Origin of the sequence: Shinella sp. G-2, from assembly GCF_050172695.1 — a bacterium.
GTDB lineage: Bacteria > Pseudomonadota > Alphaproteobacteria > Rhizobiales > Rhizobiaceae > Shinella.
Genome location: NZ_JBBEYH010000003.1, coordinates 406166 through 425153, shown reverse-complemented (window position 1 = coordinate 425153; position 18988 = coordinate 406166). Strand labels below are relative to the sequence as shown.

19 protein-coding genes are annotated in these 18988 nt (G+C 65.2%); 7 read left to right on the top strand and 12 right to left on the bottom strand.

Translation table 11 applies throughout. The annotated features are described in order from the left end of the window. Positions 1-103: 103 nt before the first annotated feature. From V8U06_RS08560 to glpK, 5 genes are all read right to left on the bottom strand, one after another. Positions 104-589 carry an SRPBCC family protein gene (locus V8U06_RS08560; protein WP_427140293.1) on the bottom strand — a complete coding sequence of 162 codons (486 nt, stop codon included), beginning with the start codon at positions 587-589 and terminating at the stop codon, positions 104-106. Between the two features lie 81 nt (positions 590-670). Further along, a complete protein-coding gene (locus tag V8U06_RS08555; RefSeq protein WP_427140292.1) occupies positions 671-1927 on the bottom strand; it encodes an RNA polymerase sigma factor in 1257 nt (418 codons plus the stop codon). Next, positions 1924-2298, bottom strand: a complete 375-nt coding sequence (locus V8U06_RS08550; protein WP_226918174.1) for a YciI family protein — start codon at positions 2296-2298, stop codon at positions 1924-1926. Before V8U06_RS08550 ends, V8U06_RS08555 begins: the two co-directional genes overlap by 4 nt. A 94-nt stretch (positions 2299-2392) precedes the next feature. Then, positions 2393-2797, bottom strand: a complete 405-nt coding sequence (locus tag V8U06_RS08545; protein ID WP_427140291.1) for a YkgJ family cysteine cluster protein — start codon at positions 2795-2797, stop codon at positions 2393-2395. Between the two features lie 73 nt (positions 2798-2870). Further along, on the bottom strand, positions 2871-4361 hold the full coding sequence (glpK, locus tag V8U06_RS08540; RefSeq protein WP_427140290.1) for a glycerol kinase GlpK: 1491 nt from the start codon (positions 4359-4361) through the stop codon (positions 2871-2873). A 194-nt stretch (positions 4362-4555) separates the two neighbouring features. Between glpK and V8U06_RS08535 the strand changes: the two genes are divergently transcribed. Together V8U06_RS08535 and xdhC are read left to right on the top strand one after the other, a co-directional pair. Then, a complete protein-coding gene (locus tag V8U06_RS08535) occupies positions 4556-5329 on the top strand; it encodes a 3-hydroxybutyrate dehydrogenase (protein WP_427140289.1) in 774 nt (257 codons plus the stop codon). Between the two features lie 54 nt (positions 5330-5383). Continuing rightward, positions 5384-6193 (top strand): xanthine dehydrogenase accessory protein XdhC, encoded by an 810-nt coding sequence (gene xdhC / locus V8U06_RS08530; protein WP_427140288.1) that lies wholly within the window; start codon positions 5384-5386, stop codon positions 6191-6193. Positions 6194-6413: 220 nt separating this feature from the next. Here the strand turns inward: xdhC and V8U06_RS08525 are convergent, their stop codons facing one another. Beyond that, positions 6414-6593, bottom strand: a complete 180-nt coding sequence (locus V8U06_RS08525) for a hypothetical protein (protein ID WP_427140287.1) — start codon at positions 6591-6593, stop codon at positions 6414-6416. Between the two features lie 100 nt (positions 6594-6693). Between V8U06_RS08525 and V8U06_RS08520 the strand changes: the two genes are divergently transcribed. The 3 genes from V8U06_RS08520 (at position 6694) to guaD (ending at position 10384) form a co-directional block, all read left to right on the top strand. Beyond that, a complete protein-coding gene (locus V8U06_RS08520) occupies positions 6694-7587 on the top strand; it encodes a LysR substrate-binding domain-containing protein (protein WP_427140286.1) in 894 nt (297 codons plus the stop codon). 203 nt (positions 7588-7790) lie between these two features. Further along, positions 7791-8981 (top strand): MFS transporter, encoded by a 1191-nt coding sequence (locus V8U06_RS08515; RefSeq protein ID WP_427140285.1) that lies wholly within the window; start codon positions 7791-7793, stop codon positions 8979-8981. Between the two features lie 98 nt (positions 8982-9079). After that, positions 9080-10384, top strand: coding sequence for a guanine deaminase (gene guaD, locus V8U06_RS08510; RefSeq protein ID WP_427140284.1), 1305 nt, complete (start codon positions 9080-9082; stop codon positions 10382-10384). A gap of 97 nt (positions 10385-10481) precedes the next feature. On the opposite strand, the gene uraH is transcribed toward guaD, so the two are convergent. The 4 genes from uraH to puuE are packed head-to-tail and all read right to left on the bottom strand — an operon-like array spanning position 10482 to position 12825. Further along, a complete protein-coding gene (gene uraH, locus V8U06_RS08505; protein WP_427140283.1) occupies positions 10482-10844 on the bottom strand; it encodes a hydroxyisourate hydrolase in 363 nt (120 codons plus the stop codon). Between the two features lie 8 nt (positions 10845-10852). Next, entirely contained in the window at positions 10853-11347 is a 495-nt protein-coding gene (locus V8U06_RS08500; RefSeq protein ID WP_226918164.1) for an ureidoglycolate lyase, read from the bottom strand. A gap of 51 nt (positions 11348-11398) precedes the next feature. Beyond that, positions 11399-11896, bottom strand: a complete 498-nt coding sequence (gene uraD, locus V8U06_RS08495; RefSeq protein ID WP_427140282.1) for a 2-oxo-4-hydroxy-4-carboxy-5-ureidoimidazoline decarboxylase — start codon at positions 11894-11896, stop codon at positions 11399-11401. After that, positions 11893-12825, bottom strand: coding sequence for an allantoinase PuuE (puuE, locus tag V8U06_RS08490; protein WP_427140281.1), 933 nt, complete (start codon positions 12823-12825; stop codon positions 11893-11895). The genes uraD and puuE overlap by 4 nt, the downstream gene beginning before the upstream one ends. Before the next feature lie 116 nt (positions 12826-12941). Between puuE and V8U06_RS08485 the strand changes: the two genes are divergently transcribed. Next, on the top strand, positions 12942-13316 hold the full coding sequence (locus V8U06_RS08485; protein ID WP_226918161.1) for a PRC-barrel domain-containing protein: 375 nt from the start codon (positions 12942-12944) through the stop codon (positions 13314-13316). A 4-nt stretch (positions 13317-13320) separates the two neighbouring features. Here V8U06_RS08485 and V8U06_RS08480 read toward each other — a convergent pair whose 3' ends face one another. Next, complete coding sequence (locus V8U06_RS08480) at positions 13321-14499, bottom strand: NAD(P)/FAD-dependent oxidoreductase (protein WP_427140280.1); 1179 nt, start codon at positions 14497-14499, stop codon at positions 13321-13323. Between V8U06_RS08480 and mnmD the strand changes: the two genes are divergently transcribed. Continuing rightward, positions 14498-15220 carry a tRNA (5-methylaminomethyl-2-thiouridine)(34)-methyltransferase MnmD gene (gene mnmD / locus V8U06_RS08475; RefSeq protein WP_427140279.1) on the top strand — a complete coding sequence of 241 codons (723 nt, stop codon included), beginning with the start codon at positions 14498-14500 and terminating at the stop codon, positions 15218-15220. The genes V8U06_RS08480 and mnmD overlap by 2 nt on opposite strands. A 3-nt stretch (positions 15221-15223) precedes the next feature. Here the strand turns inward: mnmD and V8U06_RS08470 are convergent, their stop codons facing one another. Then, positions 15224-18868 (bottom strand): PAS-domain containing protein, encoded by a 3645-nt coding sequence (locus V8U06_RS08470; protein WP_427140278.1) that lies wholly within the window; start codon positions 18866-18868, stop codon positions 15224-15226. Positions 18869-18988 lie beyond the last annotated feature (120 nt).

Sequence of the window (18988 nt, the reverse complement as noted above, 5' to 3'; positions counted from 1 at the left end):
GCCCGGCATTCCTTCATCCTACGCAATCGTCCTGCCACGCGCCGGATCGCGTGACGAAGGGAGCGGGCGCAAGGCTTCGTCAAAACCTTGCGCCCCGAGCGTTTTACAGCTTGGAGGCAACCGCTTCGAGCTGCGTCGCCACCTGGCCCCAGCCTTCGTGGAAGCCCATCTTCTCGTGCATTTCGCAATCCTCGACAGACCAGTGGCGGGCGATGGCGGTATAGCGGGTCTGGCCGTTGCCGAGGTCGTCGAGGAGGATTTCGGCGCTGAAGAAGGCCTTTTCCGTCGGCTTGAAATCCGGACCGAAGGCGTCGGTGGTGATGATGCGGCGGTCCTTCTCGACCTTCAGGAAGATGCCGGTATTGTCCATGTGGAAGCCGTCGGGGCCGGTCATGACGGTGCGGAACTTGCCGCCGTCGCGCGGCTCGATCTCGATGACGGGCGTCTCGTATGGCTTCGGCGCGAACCACTGCTTCATCAGGTCCGGTGTCGTCCAGGCCTTGAAGAGCTGGGCGGGCGTGGCGTTGAGCACGCGGGTCAGCACGAGTTCGCGGTTGTTGGCGGGCTTGATTTCAGCAGCGTCGGTCATGTCATTTTCCTCATTGAGTGGAATGGGTTGGTTCGTATCAAGGACGACCGGGTAGCGGCCGATCCGACATCGGAAATGAAATTATTTTGCAGTTTCGATCATCTCGCGCTGCATGCTGTCGATGTGCTGGCGGATATGGGCAGCCTCGGCGGCGTTGCCGGCAAGTGCGATGGCGCGGTCGAAGGCCTCGTGCGCCTCGCGGTAGCGGCCAAGCTGCTTCAGCAGGCCGCCGCGCAGGCCATGGAAGTAGAAATAGCCGCTCAGCTTGTCTTCCAACGGTTCGATCAGTGCCAGCGCCGCGGCCGGCCCTTCCCGCTTGGAGACGGCGACGGCCCGGTTGAGCCGGACGACCGGCGAGGGCTGCAGGCGCTCCAGCGTCTGGTAGAGGAGATCGATCTCGAACCAGTCCGTCTCGGCGGCGCTTACGGCGCGGGCATGCAGCGCGGCAATCGCCGCCTGGATCTGATAGGCGCCCGGCGCGCGATGGCGGATCGCCTTGTCGATCAGCACCAGCGCCTCGTCGATCAGCGCACGGTCCCAGAGCGCGCGGTCCTGGTCCTCCAGCAGCACCAGCTGGCCGTCGCCGTCGAAACGTGCGGCCAGCCGCGAATGCTGCAGCAGAAGCAGCGCCGTCAGGCCCATGATCTCGGGTTCGGCGGGGAAAAGCGTCAGCAGCAGCCGCGCCAGCCGGATCGCCTCGGCGCAGAAGGGCGCCTCCGCCTTTTCCGGCACACCGGCCGAATAACCTTCGTTGAAAACGAGATAGATCATCGCCGCGACAAGGCCGAGCCGTTCGGCCCGCGCCACGGCATCGGGCGTCTCGAAGGGAATGCCGGCAGCCCCCACCTTCGCCTTGGCCCGCGTGATGCGCTGTTCCATCGCCGCTTCGGAAACGAGGAAGGCACGCGCGATCTGCCTGACCGAAAGCCCGGAAACGATGCGCAGCGCCAGCGCGATCTGCTGCGTCGCCGGCAGGTCGGGATGGCAGCACACGAAGAGCAGGCGCAGAATATCGTCGCGATAATGCGAACCGTCCAGCCGGTCCGCAAGGTCGCCTTCCATATCGTCGAGATCGGACAGCACCTCCTCGGGCGGCAGCGGCTGATGCTTCGCCCGTTTCCTGACCTGGTCGATTCCGCTGTTGCGGCCGACGAAGATGAGCCAGGCGGCCGGATCGCGCGGCGGGCCCTTCTCCGGCCAGGCCTTCAACGCGCGAAGACAGGCTTCCTGATAGGCTTCTTCCGCCAGGTCGAGGTTGCGGAAATAGCGCAACAGGGCGCCCATGGCCTGCGGCCGCGCCGATGTCAGCGCCAGATCGATCCAGGCGAGGTCTGTCATGGAATGGGTACTCCCGGATTGAAGAACTGCAGCGGCCGGATTTCATAGGTGCCGTTGGCCGGATTGGCGGCGGAAAGCTCGCGGGCGAACTGGATTGCCTCCTCCAGCGTCTCCGCCTGCAGGACGAAGAAGCCGAGGAACTGCTCCTTGGTTTCCGCGAAAGGGCCGTCCATGACGATATTGTCCGTCGCGCCCTTGCGCACCGTCACGGCCGCCGTCGTCGGCATCAGCCGCGCGACGGGACCCAGCTTGCCGGCCTCGGCATAGCGCTGGTTGACCGCGCCGAGATCGGCCATGACCTTGTCGTCCAGCTCCTTGCTCCAGGCGCAGACTTCACTTTCGGCATCGTAACAAAGAACGGCATACAACATGGTGAGCTCCCGTTGGCTGAAAGACGTAGGAGTAGCGTCTCAGCCGACAGGGCGCACCGGATTATTTTTGATTTTCAGCAAAGATTGCCGCGGGTCAGATCTTGAACACGTCGTCCTGCCAGAAGACGATGACATAGCCGCCCGTCGGTTCGGCTTCGCTCGCCCAGGCCCGCAATTGCGAATGATAGGGTTCGTTCCGCCAGATATCGGGATGATCGGGATCGACCAGAACCGTGATCTGCGGCCCCTGCCGGTAGATCATCATATGGGAACGGGACGGCTCCCATGCCTCGGCGAGCCCTTCATCGGTCATCCACAGGCACAGGAAGTCCCGGCAGACCGATGGCCGGTCCGCATAGATCGAGCACCCCTGCCCTTCGATGCAGTGCCGGCACCAGGCGTTGGCCGGTTTGTCGAAAAGGTCGATGTCCGGCAGACGGCAACAGAGCGTGCAAGTGCCGCAGGACCGGCCTGCGGCGATGGGTGGGGATGGTTCCATGGCGGTTGCATAGCATCCGGGTGCATGGCCCCGGAAGGCAGGGATGCGCTTTTCCAGCCGAACCGGAATTGCCTCAGGCGCTCAGCGTGCGCCGCACCGCATCCTTCCAGCCCCTGATCTTCACCGCGCGGGTCTTCTCGTCCATCTGAGGCTCGAAGCGCGTGTCTCGCGCCCAGGATTTCGCAAAGCCCTTGCGGTCCGGCCAGACGCCGGCTCGCTGGCCGGCAAGCCAGGCCGCGCCGAGGGCCGTCGTCTCCAGAATGGTCGGGCGATCGACGGGCGCATCGAGAATGTCGGCAAGGCGCTGCATGGTCCAGTCGGAGGCGACCATGCCGCCATCGACGCGCAGCACCGTCTCGTTGCCGTTGTTCTTCCAGTCCTTGTGCATGGCGTCGAGCAGGTCGCGCGTCTGGTAGCAGACGGCCTCCAGCGCCGCACGGGCGAACTCCGCCGGCCCCGTGTTGCGCGTCATGCCGTAGATCGCGGCGCGCGCATCCGGGTCCCAGTGCGGTGCACCGAGGCCGGTAAAGGCCGGCACGAGGTAGACGTTCTGTGTCGGGTCGGCCTTGGCGGCAAGGTCTCCGGTGTCGGGCGCCGCCTTGATGACCTTCAGCCCGTCGCGCAGCCATTGCACGGCCGCGCCGGCGATGAAGATGGAGCCTTCCAGCGCATAGGTCGTCTCGCCGTCGAGGCGGTAGGCGATGGTGGTGAGCAGGCGGTTCTTCGAGCGCACCATGTCGGGGCCGGTGTTGAGCAGCGCGAAGCAGCCGGTGCCATAGGTGGATTTCATCATGCCCGGCTCGAAGCAGGCCTGGCCAATGGTCGCCGCCTGCTGGTCGCCGGCAACGCCGAGGATCGGGATTTCCGCGCCGAACAGGTCTTTCTCCGTCACGCCGAAATCGGCGGCGCAGTCCAGCACCTCGGGCAGCATGGCCTTCGGCACGCGCAGGATGTCGAGAAGCTCCGCATCCCATTCGTTGGTCGCGATATTGTACATCAGCGTGCGGCTGGCATTGGTGGCGTCGGTAACGTGGGACTTGCCGCCCGTCAGCCGCCAGATCAGGAAGGTATCGATGGTGCCGAAGCAGAGGTCGCCCTTGGCGCCCCGCGCCCGCGCGCCCTTCACGTTGGAAAGCATCCAGGACAGCTTGGTGCCGGAAAAATAGGGATCGAGCAGCAGGCCGGTCTTCTTCGTGAAGATCTTCTCGAGATCCTGCTTCTTCAGCTTGTCGCAGTAGGAGGCGGTGCGGCGGTCCTGCCAGACGATGGCATTGTGGATCGGCTTGCCGCTCTCGCGCTCCCAGACCACGACCGTCTCGCGCTGATTGGTGATGCCGATGGCGGAAATGTCGGAGGCTTTGATATCGGCCTTCTTCAACGCGGCCTTGACGGACCAGACGACGCTTTCCCAGATTTCCTCGGGATCGTGCTCGACCCAGCCGGACTGCGGAAAGATCTGCGTGAATTCCTTCTGGCCGGAGCCGACGACCTTCTGGTTGCCGTCGAAGACGATCGCCCGGCTCGAGGTCGTGCCCTGATCGATCGCGAGAACATATCCGCCCATCATTTCCTCCCCATCAGAAGGTCTCTCCCAGACCCTTCGGAATCTTCAATACGAGACTAAAACGAATGTCAAAGGAAAATAAAACGCAAATCGCGCTTCACGCCCAGCGGGACTGTACCGCGCGGAAAACGCAATTGTCATCGCTTGAGTTTTAGGCGTAGGCTACCGCGACGCAGCATATGGAGACAGAGAATATGAAGAGTGTCGTCGTCACGGGTTCCACCAGCGGCATCGGCCTTGCCATCGCCACCGCCTTCGTCGAAAGCGGCGCCAACGTCGTCATCAACGGTTTCGGCGCGGCCGATGAAATCGAGGCGATCCGCGCTCGGCTGGAAGCCCTCGGCAAGGGCCGCGTGCTCTATCATCCCGCCGATATGACGAAGCCGCACGAGATCGCCGACCTCATCCAGACGGCGGTGGAGGAATTCGACGGCGTCGATATCCTCGTCAACAATGCCGGCATCCAGCATGTCGAGAAGATCGAGGACTTTCCGGTCGACAAGTGGGACCAGATCATCGCGATCAACCTCTCCAGCTCCTTCCACACCATCCGCGCCGCCGTGCCGCATATGAAGCGCAAGGGCTGGGGCCGCATCATCAACGTCGCCTCCGCGCATGCGCTGGTCGCCTCGCCCTTCAAGGCTGCCTATGTGGCGGCAAAACACGGCGTTCTCGGCCTCACCAAGACCGTGGCGCTGGAAATCGCCGAGAACGGCATCACCGCCAACGCGATCTGCCCCGGCTACGTGCTGACGCCGCTGGTCGAAAAGCAGATCCCCGCCACCGCGAAGGCCCGCGGCATCAGCGAAGCGCAGGTGAAGACTGACGTCATGCTGAAATTCCAGCCGACCAAGGAATTCGTCGGCACCGACGAGGTCGCGGCCATCGCGCTTTTCCTCGCCTCCGATGGGGCAAAGTCGATCAACGGCACCCATATATCCGTCGATGGCGGCTGGACCGCACAGTAAGGCGCTCGCGGCGCCGGCCGATCGCCGGCGCCGGTGCGGACAAAGAAGGACGACATGAATTTTCAGCAGGACAGCCGGGAAGGATTTCTCGCCCGGGAACATCGGGTGGTCATCGTCGAGATTGCCGCGGTCACAGGCTCGACGCCGCGCGATGCGGGCACGCTGATGCTGGTGGCGCCAACCGAAATCCACGGCACCATCGGCGGCGGGCCGCTCGAACATGTCGCCATCGAGAACGCCCGGCGCATGCTGGCCGATGCCGGTGGGGAAGCAAGGCTCACCATCCCGCTCGGCCCCGAGATCGGCGAGTGCTGCGGCGGATCCGTCGAGCTTTCCTTCAGGATCGCCGATGAGGATGCCCGCCGCACGCTCGAAGCCCGCCTTGCGCAAGAGGAGCGCCAAAGACCCCAGGTCTGGGTGTTCGGCGCCGGCCATGTCGGCCGGGCGCTCGCCGAAGCACTCACCCTGCTCCCTCTTAATGTCTTCGTCGTAGAGGCGCGCGAGAGCGAACTCGACCAGTTGACCTCGCAGGTGCACCACCGTCAGGACGGCACGCCGGAAGCCCTGATCGCCGATATCCCGGCTGGCTCCGCCGTGGTGGTCGTCACCCATGACCACGCGCTCGATTTCCGCATCGGCCGGCAGGCGCTCGCCCGCACCGATCTTGCCTATGTCGGCATGGTCGGCTCGCGCGCCAAGCGCGACGGTTTCCTGCGCTATCTCGCGGAAGAAGGCATGGATCGCACCGCGACCGACCGGCTGTCCATGCCGATCGGCGGCACCGCGGTCGGCGACAAGCGGCCGGAGGTCATCGCCGCCATGACCACAGCCGAAGTGTTGCTCGCTTTCGCAGCCCACTCGTGACGCAATGCCGGTGAAGACCAGTTCACCGGCATCGTTGTCAACTCTTGTCCTTGTCGCATTGTCCGACACCGGAGCGATACCGCTCCGGCTGGAAATGCTCTTTGCTCCTGCCGCATTGTCCGACGCCGAAGCGACGCCGCTCCGGCTGGAAATGCTCTAAATTCTTTTGTTTTCGTTTGTCTTTTCGGGAAAACCGGTTCCCACTTTTCCCTGACAAACTCTAGCAGCGCCCATCGAGGAAACCGAGATCGCGCTTCAGGTGATCGGAAAGCGCACAGGGTTCCAGCGAAGGAAGACGCCGCCGCTCGCTGCGCGAGAAGACGAGAGACAGCTTGTGCCAGAACCGCACCCTGCCGGTTTGGGCGGCGCGCACTGGCATCTGATCGATGTTGCATGCCATGGGAAGACCTCGTAGATTTCATCAACTGCTTGCAGGGTGCGCCCAAAAATGATGGAATTCCAATCGAACCTTCGTCTGCATGCATGAAGAGAACTTGGCCATGAAGATGTCGCGGAATTTCCCGCTCAATGCGCTCCGCGTCTTCGAGGCGGCCGCCCGGCATGCCAGCTTCACCCGCGCCGGCGACGAACTCGGCATGACGCAGACCGCCGTCAGCTATCAGATAAAGCTCCTGGAGGAGACGCTGGGCGAGACGCTGTTCCTGCGCCAGCCGCGCCAGGTGGTGCTCACCGAGGCCGGAGAGCGGCTCGCGCCGAAGGTGGCAGAGGGCCTCGCCAAGCTCGCGGAGGCCGTATCGGATCTGCGCGGGGCGACGGACCAGAAACTGCACATCCACTCCACGCCCACCTTCGCCCTGCAATGGCTGAGCCGGACCATCGGCGATTTCCAGCTCAAGCATCCGAACATCGCGGTGCGCCTTTCCACCTCGCAGGACGTGATCGATTTTGCGCGGGAAGAGGCGGACGTCGCCATCCGCTGGGGCAAGGGCAACTGGCCGGGGCTCACCTGCCACCGCGTCATGCGCATGGATTTCGCCCCCATGCTGAGCCCGGCGCTCGCCGCCTCAATCGGCGGTTTGCGGGAACCGGCGGATCTCCTGAAACTGCCGATCATCAGCGCAAGGGACATCTGGTGGCGCACCTGGTTTGCCGCCGCAGGCGTCGACAATCCGGACCTCGACCGCTTCCCGCCGAACGAGCTCGGCACGCAGACCATCGACGCGCAGATCGCCATGGCCGGCCAGGGGGTCGCCATCCTCAGCCCCGGCCATTTCCGCCAGGAAGTGGCGCTCGGCCAGCTCTACCAACCCTTCCCGCTCACCTGCAACGATGGCCGCGACTACTGGCTCGCCTATCCGGAGAACCGCCAGAACATCCAGAAAATCCGGGCCTTCCGGGACTGGATCCTGGCAACCCTGCCGCCGGCGGTCTGATGCAGTTCGCCTCGCCACCCCGTCCTTGCATTGGCGAAAGGGGGCACGGCATCGGCGTTGACAGGCCGCCGGGAAGCGCCTAAGGAGCCGTCATGCCAGTTCTCTGGCCGTAAGCGTTTGACGTCAAGCAACGCACTCAACGACCTCGTCGGTCGGAGTGCGTTTTTTTGCGCCCGCTGACGAGGAACAGCCTGGAGGTTCCCATGGCTTTTCCCTTGATGCGCGCGGCGCCGCCCGCCCGGCTTTTGCTGCTGACGGCGATCCTGCTCATTTCCTATCTGTGCGTCGCCCTTTCCCTTCCGGTCATCCCCGTCTTCGTGACGGGATCGCTGGGGCTCAGCAATGCTCTTGCGGGGCTGGCGGTCGGTATCGCCTTTCTCTCAACGATCCTCACCCGCGCCTATGCGGGCGGCCTTTCGGATGAGCGCGGCCCGAAGGTCGCGGTCGCCCGCGGCCTCTTCTTCTATGTCGCCGGCGCGCTCGCCTCGATGGCGGCCGGCCTGCTGCCGGAGGCGCCGTGGAGCGCCTTCACGATCCTCGTCGGGGGCCGCTTGCTGCTCGGCCTTGGCGAAAGCCTCGTGGCCGTCGGCGTCATTGCCTGGGGCGTCGGCATCGTCGGGCCGGCCGCCGCGGGCAAGGTGCTCTCTCTGGTGGGCGCCGCCATCTACGGGGCCCTCGCCATCGGCGGGCCGCTCGGCCTCGTGCTCTTTGCCCGCCTCGGCTTTGCCGGCACGATGGCTGTCAGCGCGGTCCTGCCCGCCGTCGGCCTCCTCGCCATCTGGCGGCTGCCGTCGGTCGCCGCGCATCCCGGCCGCGAAAGACCGTCGTTCACCAGCGTCATCAGCCGGATCTGGCTGCATGGTTCGGTCGTCTGCCTGCAGGGCATCGGCTTTGCCGCGATCGGCGCCTTCTTCGCCCTCCACTTCCGCGATCAGCACTGGAGCCATGCCGGCCTCGGCCTCACGGCCTTCGGTGTCGGTTTCGTGCTGATGCGCCTGCTCTTCGGTCACCTGCCGGATCGCATCGGCGACCTGCCCGTCGCCATCGGTTCGCTTGCCATGGAGACGGTGGGCCAATTGCTGATCTGGGGCGCCGGCGAACCGGCCTTCGCCCTCGCCGGCGCCTTCCTCACCGGCCTCGGGGGCTCGATGATCTTCCCGGCGCTCGGGCGGGAAGTCGTGCACCGCGTTCCGCCCCATCTGCGGGGCACGGCGCTTGGCGGCTTCTCGGCCTTCCAGGACCTTGCCTACGGCCTGACCGGCCCGTTTGCCGGGCTTCTGGCGGACCGGGCAGGCTATGACAGCGTCTTCCTGACCGGCGGCATGGCCGCGGCGGCGGGGTTCCTGATCGCGATCTTCCTTCGCCGCAGGGGTGCAGCCGCCGCTGCCGCGTAACCGGCGACAGGAGAGCCCTGCCCATCCGGCAGGGCTTTCCTCCCCGGCAAATCTTGCGTTATGTGCGGGAAGACATGACCACCGAAGGAGCCACGCCCATGACCAAGACCCTTATCCGTGGACGCCTGCTCTCGTTCCTGCGCCGTCCCGAGGCCATCGACGACACCGCGAGCTACCGCTACGAGGAAGACGGCGGCCTGCTGGTGGAGAACGGCAGGATCGTTGCATCCGGGGCCTATGCCGGCGTGCGCGATGTTGCAGGCGATGCCGACGAGATCGACCACCGCCCGCACCTCATCCTGCCCGGTCTCATCGACACGCATCTGCATTTCCCGCAGATGCAGGTCATCGGCTCCTATGCGGCCAACCTGCTGGAATGGCTGAACACCTACACATTCCCGGAGGAATGCCGCTTCGTCGAAAGCGAGCATGCCGCCCGCATTGCCCGCCATTTCTACGATGAGATGATCCGCCATGGCACCACCACGGCCGTTGCCTATTGCTCCGTGCACAAGGCCTCCGCGGACGCGTATTTCGCCGAGGCGTTGAAGCGCGGCATGCGCATGATCGGCGGCAAGGTGATGATGGACCGCAATGCGCCGCAGGGCCTGCTCGATACACCCGAGATGGGCTATGACGAGACCCGCGCGGTGATCGCCGAATGGCACGGCAAGGGGCGTAACCACGTCGCCATTACGCCGCGCTTCGCCATCACCTCGACGCCCGCACAGATGGAGATGACGGCCGCCCTCGCCCGCGAGTTCCCCGACCTTCATATCCAGACGCATCTGTCGGAAAACCATGACGAGATCCGCTTCACCAGCGAACTCTATCCCGAGGCCATCGACTATACGGATGTCTATGCGAAATACGGCCTGCTCGGCCGCAAGAGCCTGTTCGGCCACTGCATCCACCTGTCCGAGCGCGAGGCGGATGCGATGAGCGAGGCGGGCGCGGTGGCGGTGCATTGCCCCACGTCCAACCTCTTCCTCGGCTCCGGTCTCTTCCCGCTGAAAAGCCTGTCGCGGCGGGAAAAACCGGTGCGCATCGGCGTCGCCACCGATGTCGGCGGCGGCACCAGCTATTCCATGCTGAAGACGATGGACGAGGCCTACAAGATCCAGCAATTGCTCGGCGAGCGGCTGAACCCGTTCGAGAGCTTCTACCACATGACGCTCGGCAATGCCGAGGCGCTCTCGCTTGCGGACCGGATCGGCACGCTGGAAGCCGGCACGGATGCCGACTTCGTGGTGCTCGACGCCGCCGCCACGCCCGCCATGGCGCTGAAGATGGAAGTCGTGCGGTCGCTGACCGACGAACTCTTCCTGCTGCAGACGCTCGGCGACGACCGCGCGGTGCGTGAAACCTATGTGGCGGGCAGGCCCATGAAGGCCATGCTTTAGAGTTCGTCCGGGAAAAGTGGGAACCGGTTTTCCCGAAAAGACAAACGAAAACAAAAGAATTTAGAGCGTATCCGGTTCAATCTGAACCTGACATGGTCTAGGAACCGCGATAGGTCGAGTAGCTGTAGGCCGAAAGCAGCAGCGGCACGTGATAGTGGCTCGACGGATCGGCGATACCGAAACGCAGCGGAACGACGTCGAGGAAGGCCGGTTCCGCAAGCGCGGCGCCGCTGGCCTTGAGGTAGTCGCCGGCATGGAAGACGAGCTCGTAGGTGCCGGCGGTAAGGGCGTCGCCCTGCAGAAGCGCGCCGTCGACGCGGCCGTCGTCGTTCGTCGTGGCGGAGGCGATGCGCTCGCGCGCTTCGCCATCCAGACGGTAGAGGTCGATTGCAAGGCCGGCGGCTGGCTTGCCGAGTGCGGTGTCGAGTACGTGGGTCGTCAGGCGGCCGGTCTTGCTCATGGATCCTCTCAGGGTTGTTCGATGACGAACGGTTTGTCGAAGAAGAATTCTTCGAGGTTGACGCCGCCACCGAAGCGGTCGACGACGATGAAGTCGCTGACGCCACCGACCACGATCAGCGGGTGGTGCCAGACATTGCGGCGATAGTTCACGCCCTGCCGTCCACCGGCCCGGAAGACCTGCGGGCGACCCGGCTTGCCACCTTCATCCTCCGCCACCACGACCAGCCAGGGGCGGTCGTCGATGGGCGAAAAGCTCTGGCTGCCGAACGGGTGGCGCTCCATCATGCCGATGGCATAGGGGAAGGCGCGCGGGCTGCCGCGGAAGAGGTTGATGATCACCTTGGCGTCTTCGCCGACAGCTTCGGCTTCCGCGAGGGCATGGTAGCGCTCGGTCGTGCCGCCGTTGATGTGGCGCATTGCGGCCGGGTTCGTCTCGATCACCGTACCGAACGGGGCGAAGGCGTCCTGGGTCAGGGGGCGGATCGTGAGTTTCTCAGCCATCGGACAGCCCTCCCGGGGAGAGGAAGGGCGGTCGTAGGTAGTCGGGCATTGTCATTCTCCGGGGAGCAGAGCACGCAATCGAAGGAGCGCGATGCGCTCCACCTGGGCTTTGGCGGTTTCAAATTCAGTGTCGACCGTATTGTCGACACGGGTTTGGAAGGCGGCAAGGATGTCGTCCTTGTCAAGCCCCTTGACCGCGATGATGAAGGGAAAGCCGAACTTTTCCGTGTAGGCGGTGTTGAGTTCGGTGAAGCGCGCATGCTCCTGCGGGCTCAGCCGGTCGAGACCGGCACCGGCCTGTTCCTTGCGGCTGTCCTCCGTCAGACCGCCGGCGATCGCCAGCTTGCCGGCAAGGTCCGGGTGGGCCGTGAGCACGCCGAGCTGCTCGGCATGGCTCGCCTTGCGGAACGCCTCGGTCAGCGCGGCATGCACGCCATCCGCCGTCAGCGGTTCGGCGACGCTGCCGGCATCCAGCGCCCGTTCGGCGATGAATTCCGAATGCTCGAAGACGCCGCCGAAACGGTCGATGAAGTCGCTGCGGTCGATCATGCGCCCTTGACCTTCGACGGGTGGTAATTCTCGATCCAGTGGCGCGCGATGTCGATGCGGCGCGGAATCCACACCTTCTCGTGGCTGAGCACGTAATCGACGAAGCGCGCCAGCGCCGCGGCACGGCCCGGGCGGCCGACGAGGCGGCAATGCAGGCCGATGTTCAGCATCTTCGGGCTGCCTTCCTTGCCTTCCTGGTAGAGCACGTCGAAGGCGTCCTTCAGGTAGTTGAAGAACTGGTCGCCGGCATTGAAACCCTGGGGCGTCGCGAAACGCATGTCGTTGGTTTCGAGCGTGTAGGGGATGATCAGGAAGGGCTCGCCGTCGATACCCGGCACGAAATACGGCAGGTCGTCGGCATAGGAGTCGGAGGAGTAGACGAAACCGCCCTCTTCCATGACGAGGCGCAGCGTGTTGTCCGAGGGCTTGCCCTGGTACATGCCGAGCGGATGGGAGCCCGTCAGCTCCTTGTGCAGGCGCACGGCCTCACGGATGTGCTCACGTTCCTTCTCTTCCGAGCAGTCCTTGTATTCCAGCCAGCGATAGCCGTGGCTGGCGATTTCCCAGCCGGCTTCCTTCATGGCGGCAACAGCCTCGGGGTTGCGCGCCATGGCGAGCGTCACGCCGTAGACCGTGGTGGTGACGTTGCGGCTGGTGAACAGGCGGTGCAGGCGCCAGAAGCCGGCGCGCGAGCCATATTCGTAGATCGATTCCATGTTGAGGTTGCGCTGGCCCGGCCAGGCCTGCGCGCCGACGATTTCCGACAGGAGGTTTTCCGAGGCCGGATCGCCATCGAGAATGCAGCTTTCGCCGCCCTCTTCATAGTTCACCACGAACTGAACGGCGATATTGGCATCGCCCGGCCAGCGAACCTTCGGCGGAGTGCGGCCGTAGCCGATCAGGTCGCGCGGATAAGTCTTGTCAGTCATTCGATCACCTCGAAAATGGCCGGAAGCCGAATTGGATCGGGTGCATAAACCCCATGCGAAGGAACCAATACCGCCTTGTCCCGTTTCCTGTCCATGACAACCAAGGAGAAACACTTATGGCTATGCAGGACGCAAACATTCGCGAAACGCAGGATCTGATTTCCAGCGACAAGGTGGAAGGCACCAGCGTCTACGGCGCCGATGGCAAGCATATCGGCTCGGTCGAGCGGCTGATCCTCGACAAGCGCAGCGGCCATGTTTCCTATGCGGTGCTCAGCTTCGGCGGCTTCCTCGGCATCGGTCACGATCACTATCCGCTGCCGTGGAGCAAGCTGAACTACGACGAAGGCCTCGGCGGCTACCGCGTCGACGTGACCAAGGAGCAGGTGGAAAACGCCCCGCATTATGAAAGCGATGCGGAATACGACTGGGACCGCCGCAACGGCAAGGTGATCCACGACTATTACGGCGTGCCGCCCTACTGGATGTAACGGATCATCTCCGTCCGGCTTCCTCGAAGTGGGCCATGACGGTGAAGGAGGGCGGTACGCCAAGCGTGCCGCCCTTCATTTCGTCGAGCACCGCGCGCGCCAGCGCATGGGCAAGACCGAAACTCACCTTGAAGCCGCCCGTCATCAGGCTGACATTGGCATGGTCCGGGTGTCGCCCGACCATCGGCTCACGCCCGATCGCCTTGGGCCGAAGCCCCGCCCAGCGCTCGACGACAGGCGCATTCGCCAGAACCGGCGCCATGCGCCGCGCCTTTTCGATCAGGCCATCAAGCAGCCCGTCGGTTGAAAGCGGCTCCGCGAAGGCGTTCTCGCTGGTGCTGCCGATGGCGACGAGACCGTCCTCGTGCGGCACGATGTAGAGACCATCGGCGAAGATCACCGGCAAGGCCGGGTCGACCGGGGCTTTCAGCAGGGCCGCCTGCCCTTTCACAGCCATGCCCATCGGCTTGGCGAACGGCGGCGTGATCGGACCGAGCAGGGCGAAGGTTTCGAAACCCGCCGCAAGCACGCAATGGCCGAAAGCAAGGCTGTTCCCGTCATCGAAGCGTGTGGTCCCGGCCGCGGGATCGAGCGCCACGAGGCCGCTTGCCTCACGGAGGGTGACAGCAGGCATGCGTTCGAGCGCCGCTTTGAGCGCATTCAGCAGCGCGCGGGGCGCAAGACGCGCGGCCAAGTGATCGTGGACGAGGCCGTGCGCCATCGCCTCGGGCGCCGGCCAGCCGGCAACGGGCGGCGCATCCAGGACATCGAAGGGGAAGCTACGTCCGGGCGTCTTCCAGACCGACAGCGCATCTCGCGCATGGCCGAGCGCGATATCGCGGTTATGGGGCTTGGCAAGCGGGATGAGGCGGCCGGAGCGGCGATAGCCGGCGGAAAGGCCGGTTTCAGCCTCAAGCGCCGCGATCTCCGCCTCCAGCGAGACCAGCGCCTCGAACTGGAACGCCTTCTTGGCGTTCCAGCGGTCCGGCAGGTGCGGCATCAGCGCGCCGAGAATGCCACCGCTGGCCCCCGCCCCGATATGCCGGCGCTCGGCAAGGTATACGGACAGGCCTGCCCGCGCCGCGAAAAGTGCCGTCCACAGGCCCATGACCCCGCCGCCGGCGACGAGCAGGTCCACGGCCGGTTGACCGGCGGCCTTCGCGCGATTATCGGCATCTGCCATGGCTGACCACGAACCCCAGACTCTTCCGCAGACCGAGGCGGTCCTCGACTGGCACGAGGGCGATATGCCCTATTCACGCGCCTTTGACGATCATTTTTATTGCCGCAGCGACGGCCGGCTGGAATGCGGCCATGTGTTCCTCGCCGGCAACGGCCTGCCGCGCCGCTGGCAGCGGAAGGAGACGTTCCGCATCGCCGAACTCGGCTTCGGCACCGGCCTCAACTTCGCGGAGACCTGGCGGCAATGGCGCGAAAGCGCGCCGGAGGGCGCAAGCCTTCACTTCACCTCCTTCGAGCGCTTCCCGATGGCCCGCGCCGATATCGCCCGCGCGCTGTCGCACTGGCCGGAAATCGACCGCGAGCGCGAAGCGCTCACCGCCGCATGGCCGGAAGCGCCGGCGGGGCGCGTCGAGCTTGCGCTGCAGCCGGGCGTCCACCTCACCGTCGTCTGCGGCGCCGCCCTCGACAGCCTCAACGGTGAGGAAACACCGTTCGACGCCTGGTATCTCGACGGCTTCGCCCCCGCGCGCAATCCCGACATGTGGTCGGCCGAACTGATGGGGGAGGTCTTCCGTCTGACCGTTCCCGGCGGGCGCTTCGGCACCTATGCGGCGGCGGGGTTCGTGCGGCGCAATCTTGCCGGTACGGGTTTTGTCGTGGAGCGACGCCCGGGCTTTGCGGGAAAACGCGAAATGCTCTGCGGCGAAAAGCCGGGCGCCTGAAAACTACGCGAGCGTGCCGGTGGCGCCCTGCGCCTTGTCGCGGCGCAGCCAGCGATCGAGCTTTTCTTCCAGCTTTTCCACGCTGATCGGCTTGGTCAGATAATCGTCCATGCCGGCGGCGAGGCATTCCTCGCGGTCGCCGTCGAGCACATGGGCCGTGACGGCGACGATGGGCACGCGGCGGCCGGTGCCGCTCTCCAGATCGCGGATCGCCCGGCTCGCCTGCAGCCCGTTCATGACGGGCATGGAAATGTCCATCAGGATCATGCCCGGCCGGCGCGCCCGGAAAACCTCGACCGCCGCCTCGCCGTTCTCCACGATCTGGAAGCGGAGGCCCGACGCCGTCAGCATCTGGGTGAAGAGGATCTGGTTGACCTCGTTGTCCTCGGCGACCAGCACATCCAGCGCCTCGCCGTCCATGATCTCGGCCGGCACCGCCGCATGCGGGCGCAGCGGCAGGATCTTGCTTCCCGTCGAAACGGGCGCCGGCGCCTTGCCTCCCCGCGCCGCGCGCAGCACTTCGCTCACCGTCTCGCGCAAGAGGTCGGCGCGCACCGGCTTCATGAGATGGGCCTGGATGTCCTGCGACACCAGTAGCGGGTCCTCGGCCGGCAGGTTCATCGAAGCGAGCACGATCACGGAGATGGCCGCCATCGCCGGGCTTTCGCGCAGCGTGCGCACGAAGTCCTGCGAGTGCTGCGGCTGATAATCGAGAACGACCGCATCGACCGACAGGCCCATATCCGCTGCCGCCGTCAGCACGGCAAGCGCCTCGCTTTCCGTCGCGACGGCGGTGGCATCGAAACCCCAGTCGAGCAGCAGGTCATGCGCCGCCTTGCGGGAAAGGTCGTGTGCATCGACGACAAGCACGCGCCCGCCCGGCGCACGGGACGGCACGATGCGGGCCGGCAGCGAGGCGACGGCGAGCGTCATGGGCAGGCGCACGGTGAAGGACGAGCCCGCCCCGACCGTGCTGGTGGCCGTCAGCGTGCCGCCGAAAAGGCGCGTCAGGCCGTCAGTGATGGCAAGGCCAAGACCCGTGCCCTCGTGGCGGCGGGTCGAGGATGCGTCGACCTGGGAGAATTTCTCGAAGATCGATTCCATCTTCTCCGCCGGGATGCCCGCACCGGTATCCTCCACGCGGATGACGACCTTGACGCCGCTTTCCGTCGTCTCGGACTGCAGGTCGATCAGCACATGGCCACGGTCGGTGAACTTGACGGCATTGCCGACGAGATTGGTGACGATCTGGCGGAAGCGGCCGGCATCGCCCATGACCGCCGCCGGCATGGTGGCTGCGCCGCGCACGACCAGTTCGATATCCTTCTCCGCCGCCTTGGCGGACAGCAGCGTCGCCACGTCCTCGATCGCCTCGACCGGATTGAACGCGACGTCGCGCAGAACCATCTGGCCCGCATCGATCTTGGAGAAGTCGAGGATGTCGTTGATGATCGTCAGCAGCGCATTTCCCGATTTCACCATGATGTCGATGAAGGTCTTCTGCCGCGTATCGAGGGTCGACTTGGCGAGAAGCTCCGCCATGCCGAGCACGCCGTTCATCGGCGTGCGGATTTCGTGGCTCATATTGGCCAGGAACTCCGACTTCGCCTTGTCGGCCATTTCGGCACGGGCGACGAGCCGGCGCAACTCGTCCTCGCGGCTCTTCAGGTCGGTGATGTCGGAGAAGACCATGACGTCGCGGCCGCGGCTCGTCGGCGTCACGTCGAGACGCAGCCAGCGCTGATAGCCGCTGAACACCGTCAGCGAGGCCGGCTTGCCGGTGAAGAGGATCTTGCCGAATTCGCTGGCGTCGACGGGTTCCTCGCCGACGAAACCGGCGATCTTGCGGTCGACGCAGCTTTGCAGCACGTCGCTGATCAATGCGCCGGGCTGAAGCAGTTCCGGCGGCATGGCGATCATGGTCGACAGCGCCTCGTTGGAGAGCACCACCACGCCATCTTCGATGATGAGAAGGCCCTGGCTCATCGAGGACACGGCATCCTTGACGAGGCTGCCGACTTCTTCCAGCGCGCTGCGGGTCGCCAGCACTTCGCGCTCGCGCTCGCGCCGCTCGGTGATGTCGATATAGGTGAGCAGGCAGCGGCCGCCGGAAATCGCCCGCCCGGCCTCGATCACGGTGCGGCCATTGGCATAGGCGACTTCGCGCACAGGCGTTTCGCCGGCGCGAAGGCCGTAGAGACGGTGCTCGTAGCGTTCGCAATCGGAGGGACCATCCTCGCAGGTCGCGCCCTGCGCATGCTGGAACCGCAGAAGTTCGCCGAGCGGCCGGCCCTTCATCGGCGGCAATGCGCCGTTCCACAGCGCCTCGAAGGCGCCGTTCACCAGCTCGATGCTGCCGATCTCATCGACGACGACGATGCCGACCGGCAGCGATTCCACCACGCTTTCCAGGTCCGAGCGCGCCGCTTCCGCCTGGCGCTGCGCCTCGATCAGCTGATCCTCGCGCTTCCTCAGCACGGTCGTGTCGGTTATCGAACCGATGAGGTAGCTCTTCTCGTCGAGCGTCGTGACGCGGTAGAGCCGCGAGATCGTCGGCAGCACCGTGCCGTCCGAGCGCAGATACTCGATTTCCGACTCGAAGAGATCGCCGGTATCGAGCACGAACTGGTTCTGCCGGTGGAATTCCTCGCCCTGCTCCGGGTACATTTCGAGCGTGGTGAGGCCGAGCAGTTCTCCCGGCTGGCGGCCGGTCATCTCGACATAGGCCCGGTTGGCGAAGATCATGCGCTGGTTTTCATCGCGCATGAAGCTGGCCACCGGCAGCTCGTCGAGCAGCGCGCGGTAGAGGCTGATTTCCTGCGAGTGCTGCTTCAGCCGCCCTTCGCTTTCCTTCTGGGCCGTCACGTCTAAACGCAGCACCACGAGCGCCCCGTCCTGCCGGCGCTGGGTGACGAGACGCAGCCAGCCGCCCTCCATCCGGGCGACAGATTCGGAGAGCGGCAGATCGTAGCTGGCGAGCCGTGCGGCGACCCAGCGCGCGCGCTCGGGCGGCGTCGCATGCCCGACCTCGATCTCGTGCAGCGCTTCCGTCACGGTGGCGAGGGTCACGGGACCATCGGCGAGATCGCCGACCAGCACCCGGTAGAATTCCCGCATACTGCGGTTGGCATAGCGGAGGCGGTTGTCGGCTCCGAAGACGGCAACGCCGGCTCCCATCGCATCGAGCGCGCCCTCGACATGCGCGGCCGATCCCGTCGCCGCCTCCTCGACGACCATCGGCGGCGGCGCTTCGCTATTGGCATTGGCCGCGCGCACGGCCATGGCCAGCGCCTCGACGGAGGGCGTGAAAAGGCCGACAAGGATGGACAGCGCCGGCGAAATCCGCTCGCGCTTCAGCGTGATGTCGAAACTGCCGCCGCCGAAAGGATGGGTATAGCGGGCGCGTTCGGTGCTGCCGAAGATGAGGCAGCGGCGCTCGGGGTCGTCCCGGTCGCCATGGCCGGGCGCTTCGCCGATCTCGTCGCTGCGCAGGCCCACCATATCCTCGGGCGTGTGGCCGGACAGGCGCGCATAGGCCTCGTTCACCGCGAGGTAGCGCAGTTCGCTGCTCTTGACGTAGGCCGGATGCGGGTGCGCGCGAATGCGCGCACAGGTCGCAACCAGCAATTCGTCTTGAGATTCAACCACGTCAGGCGCTCCCCATACGGGACGGAGGGAGGGATTCACACCTCTCGGGGGTATCATCAATCCTTGAACGGATGGTTAACCGTTCGTTGCCGGAAGTGGAGACCGCCTTTTCCAAGAGAG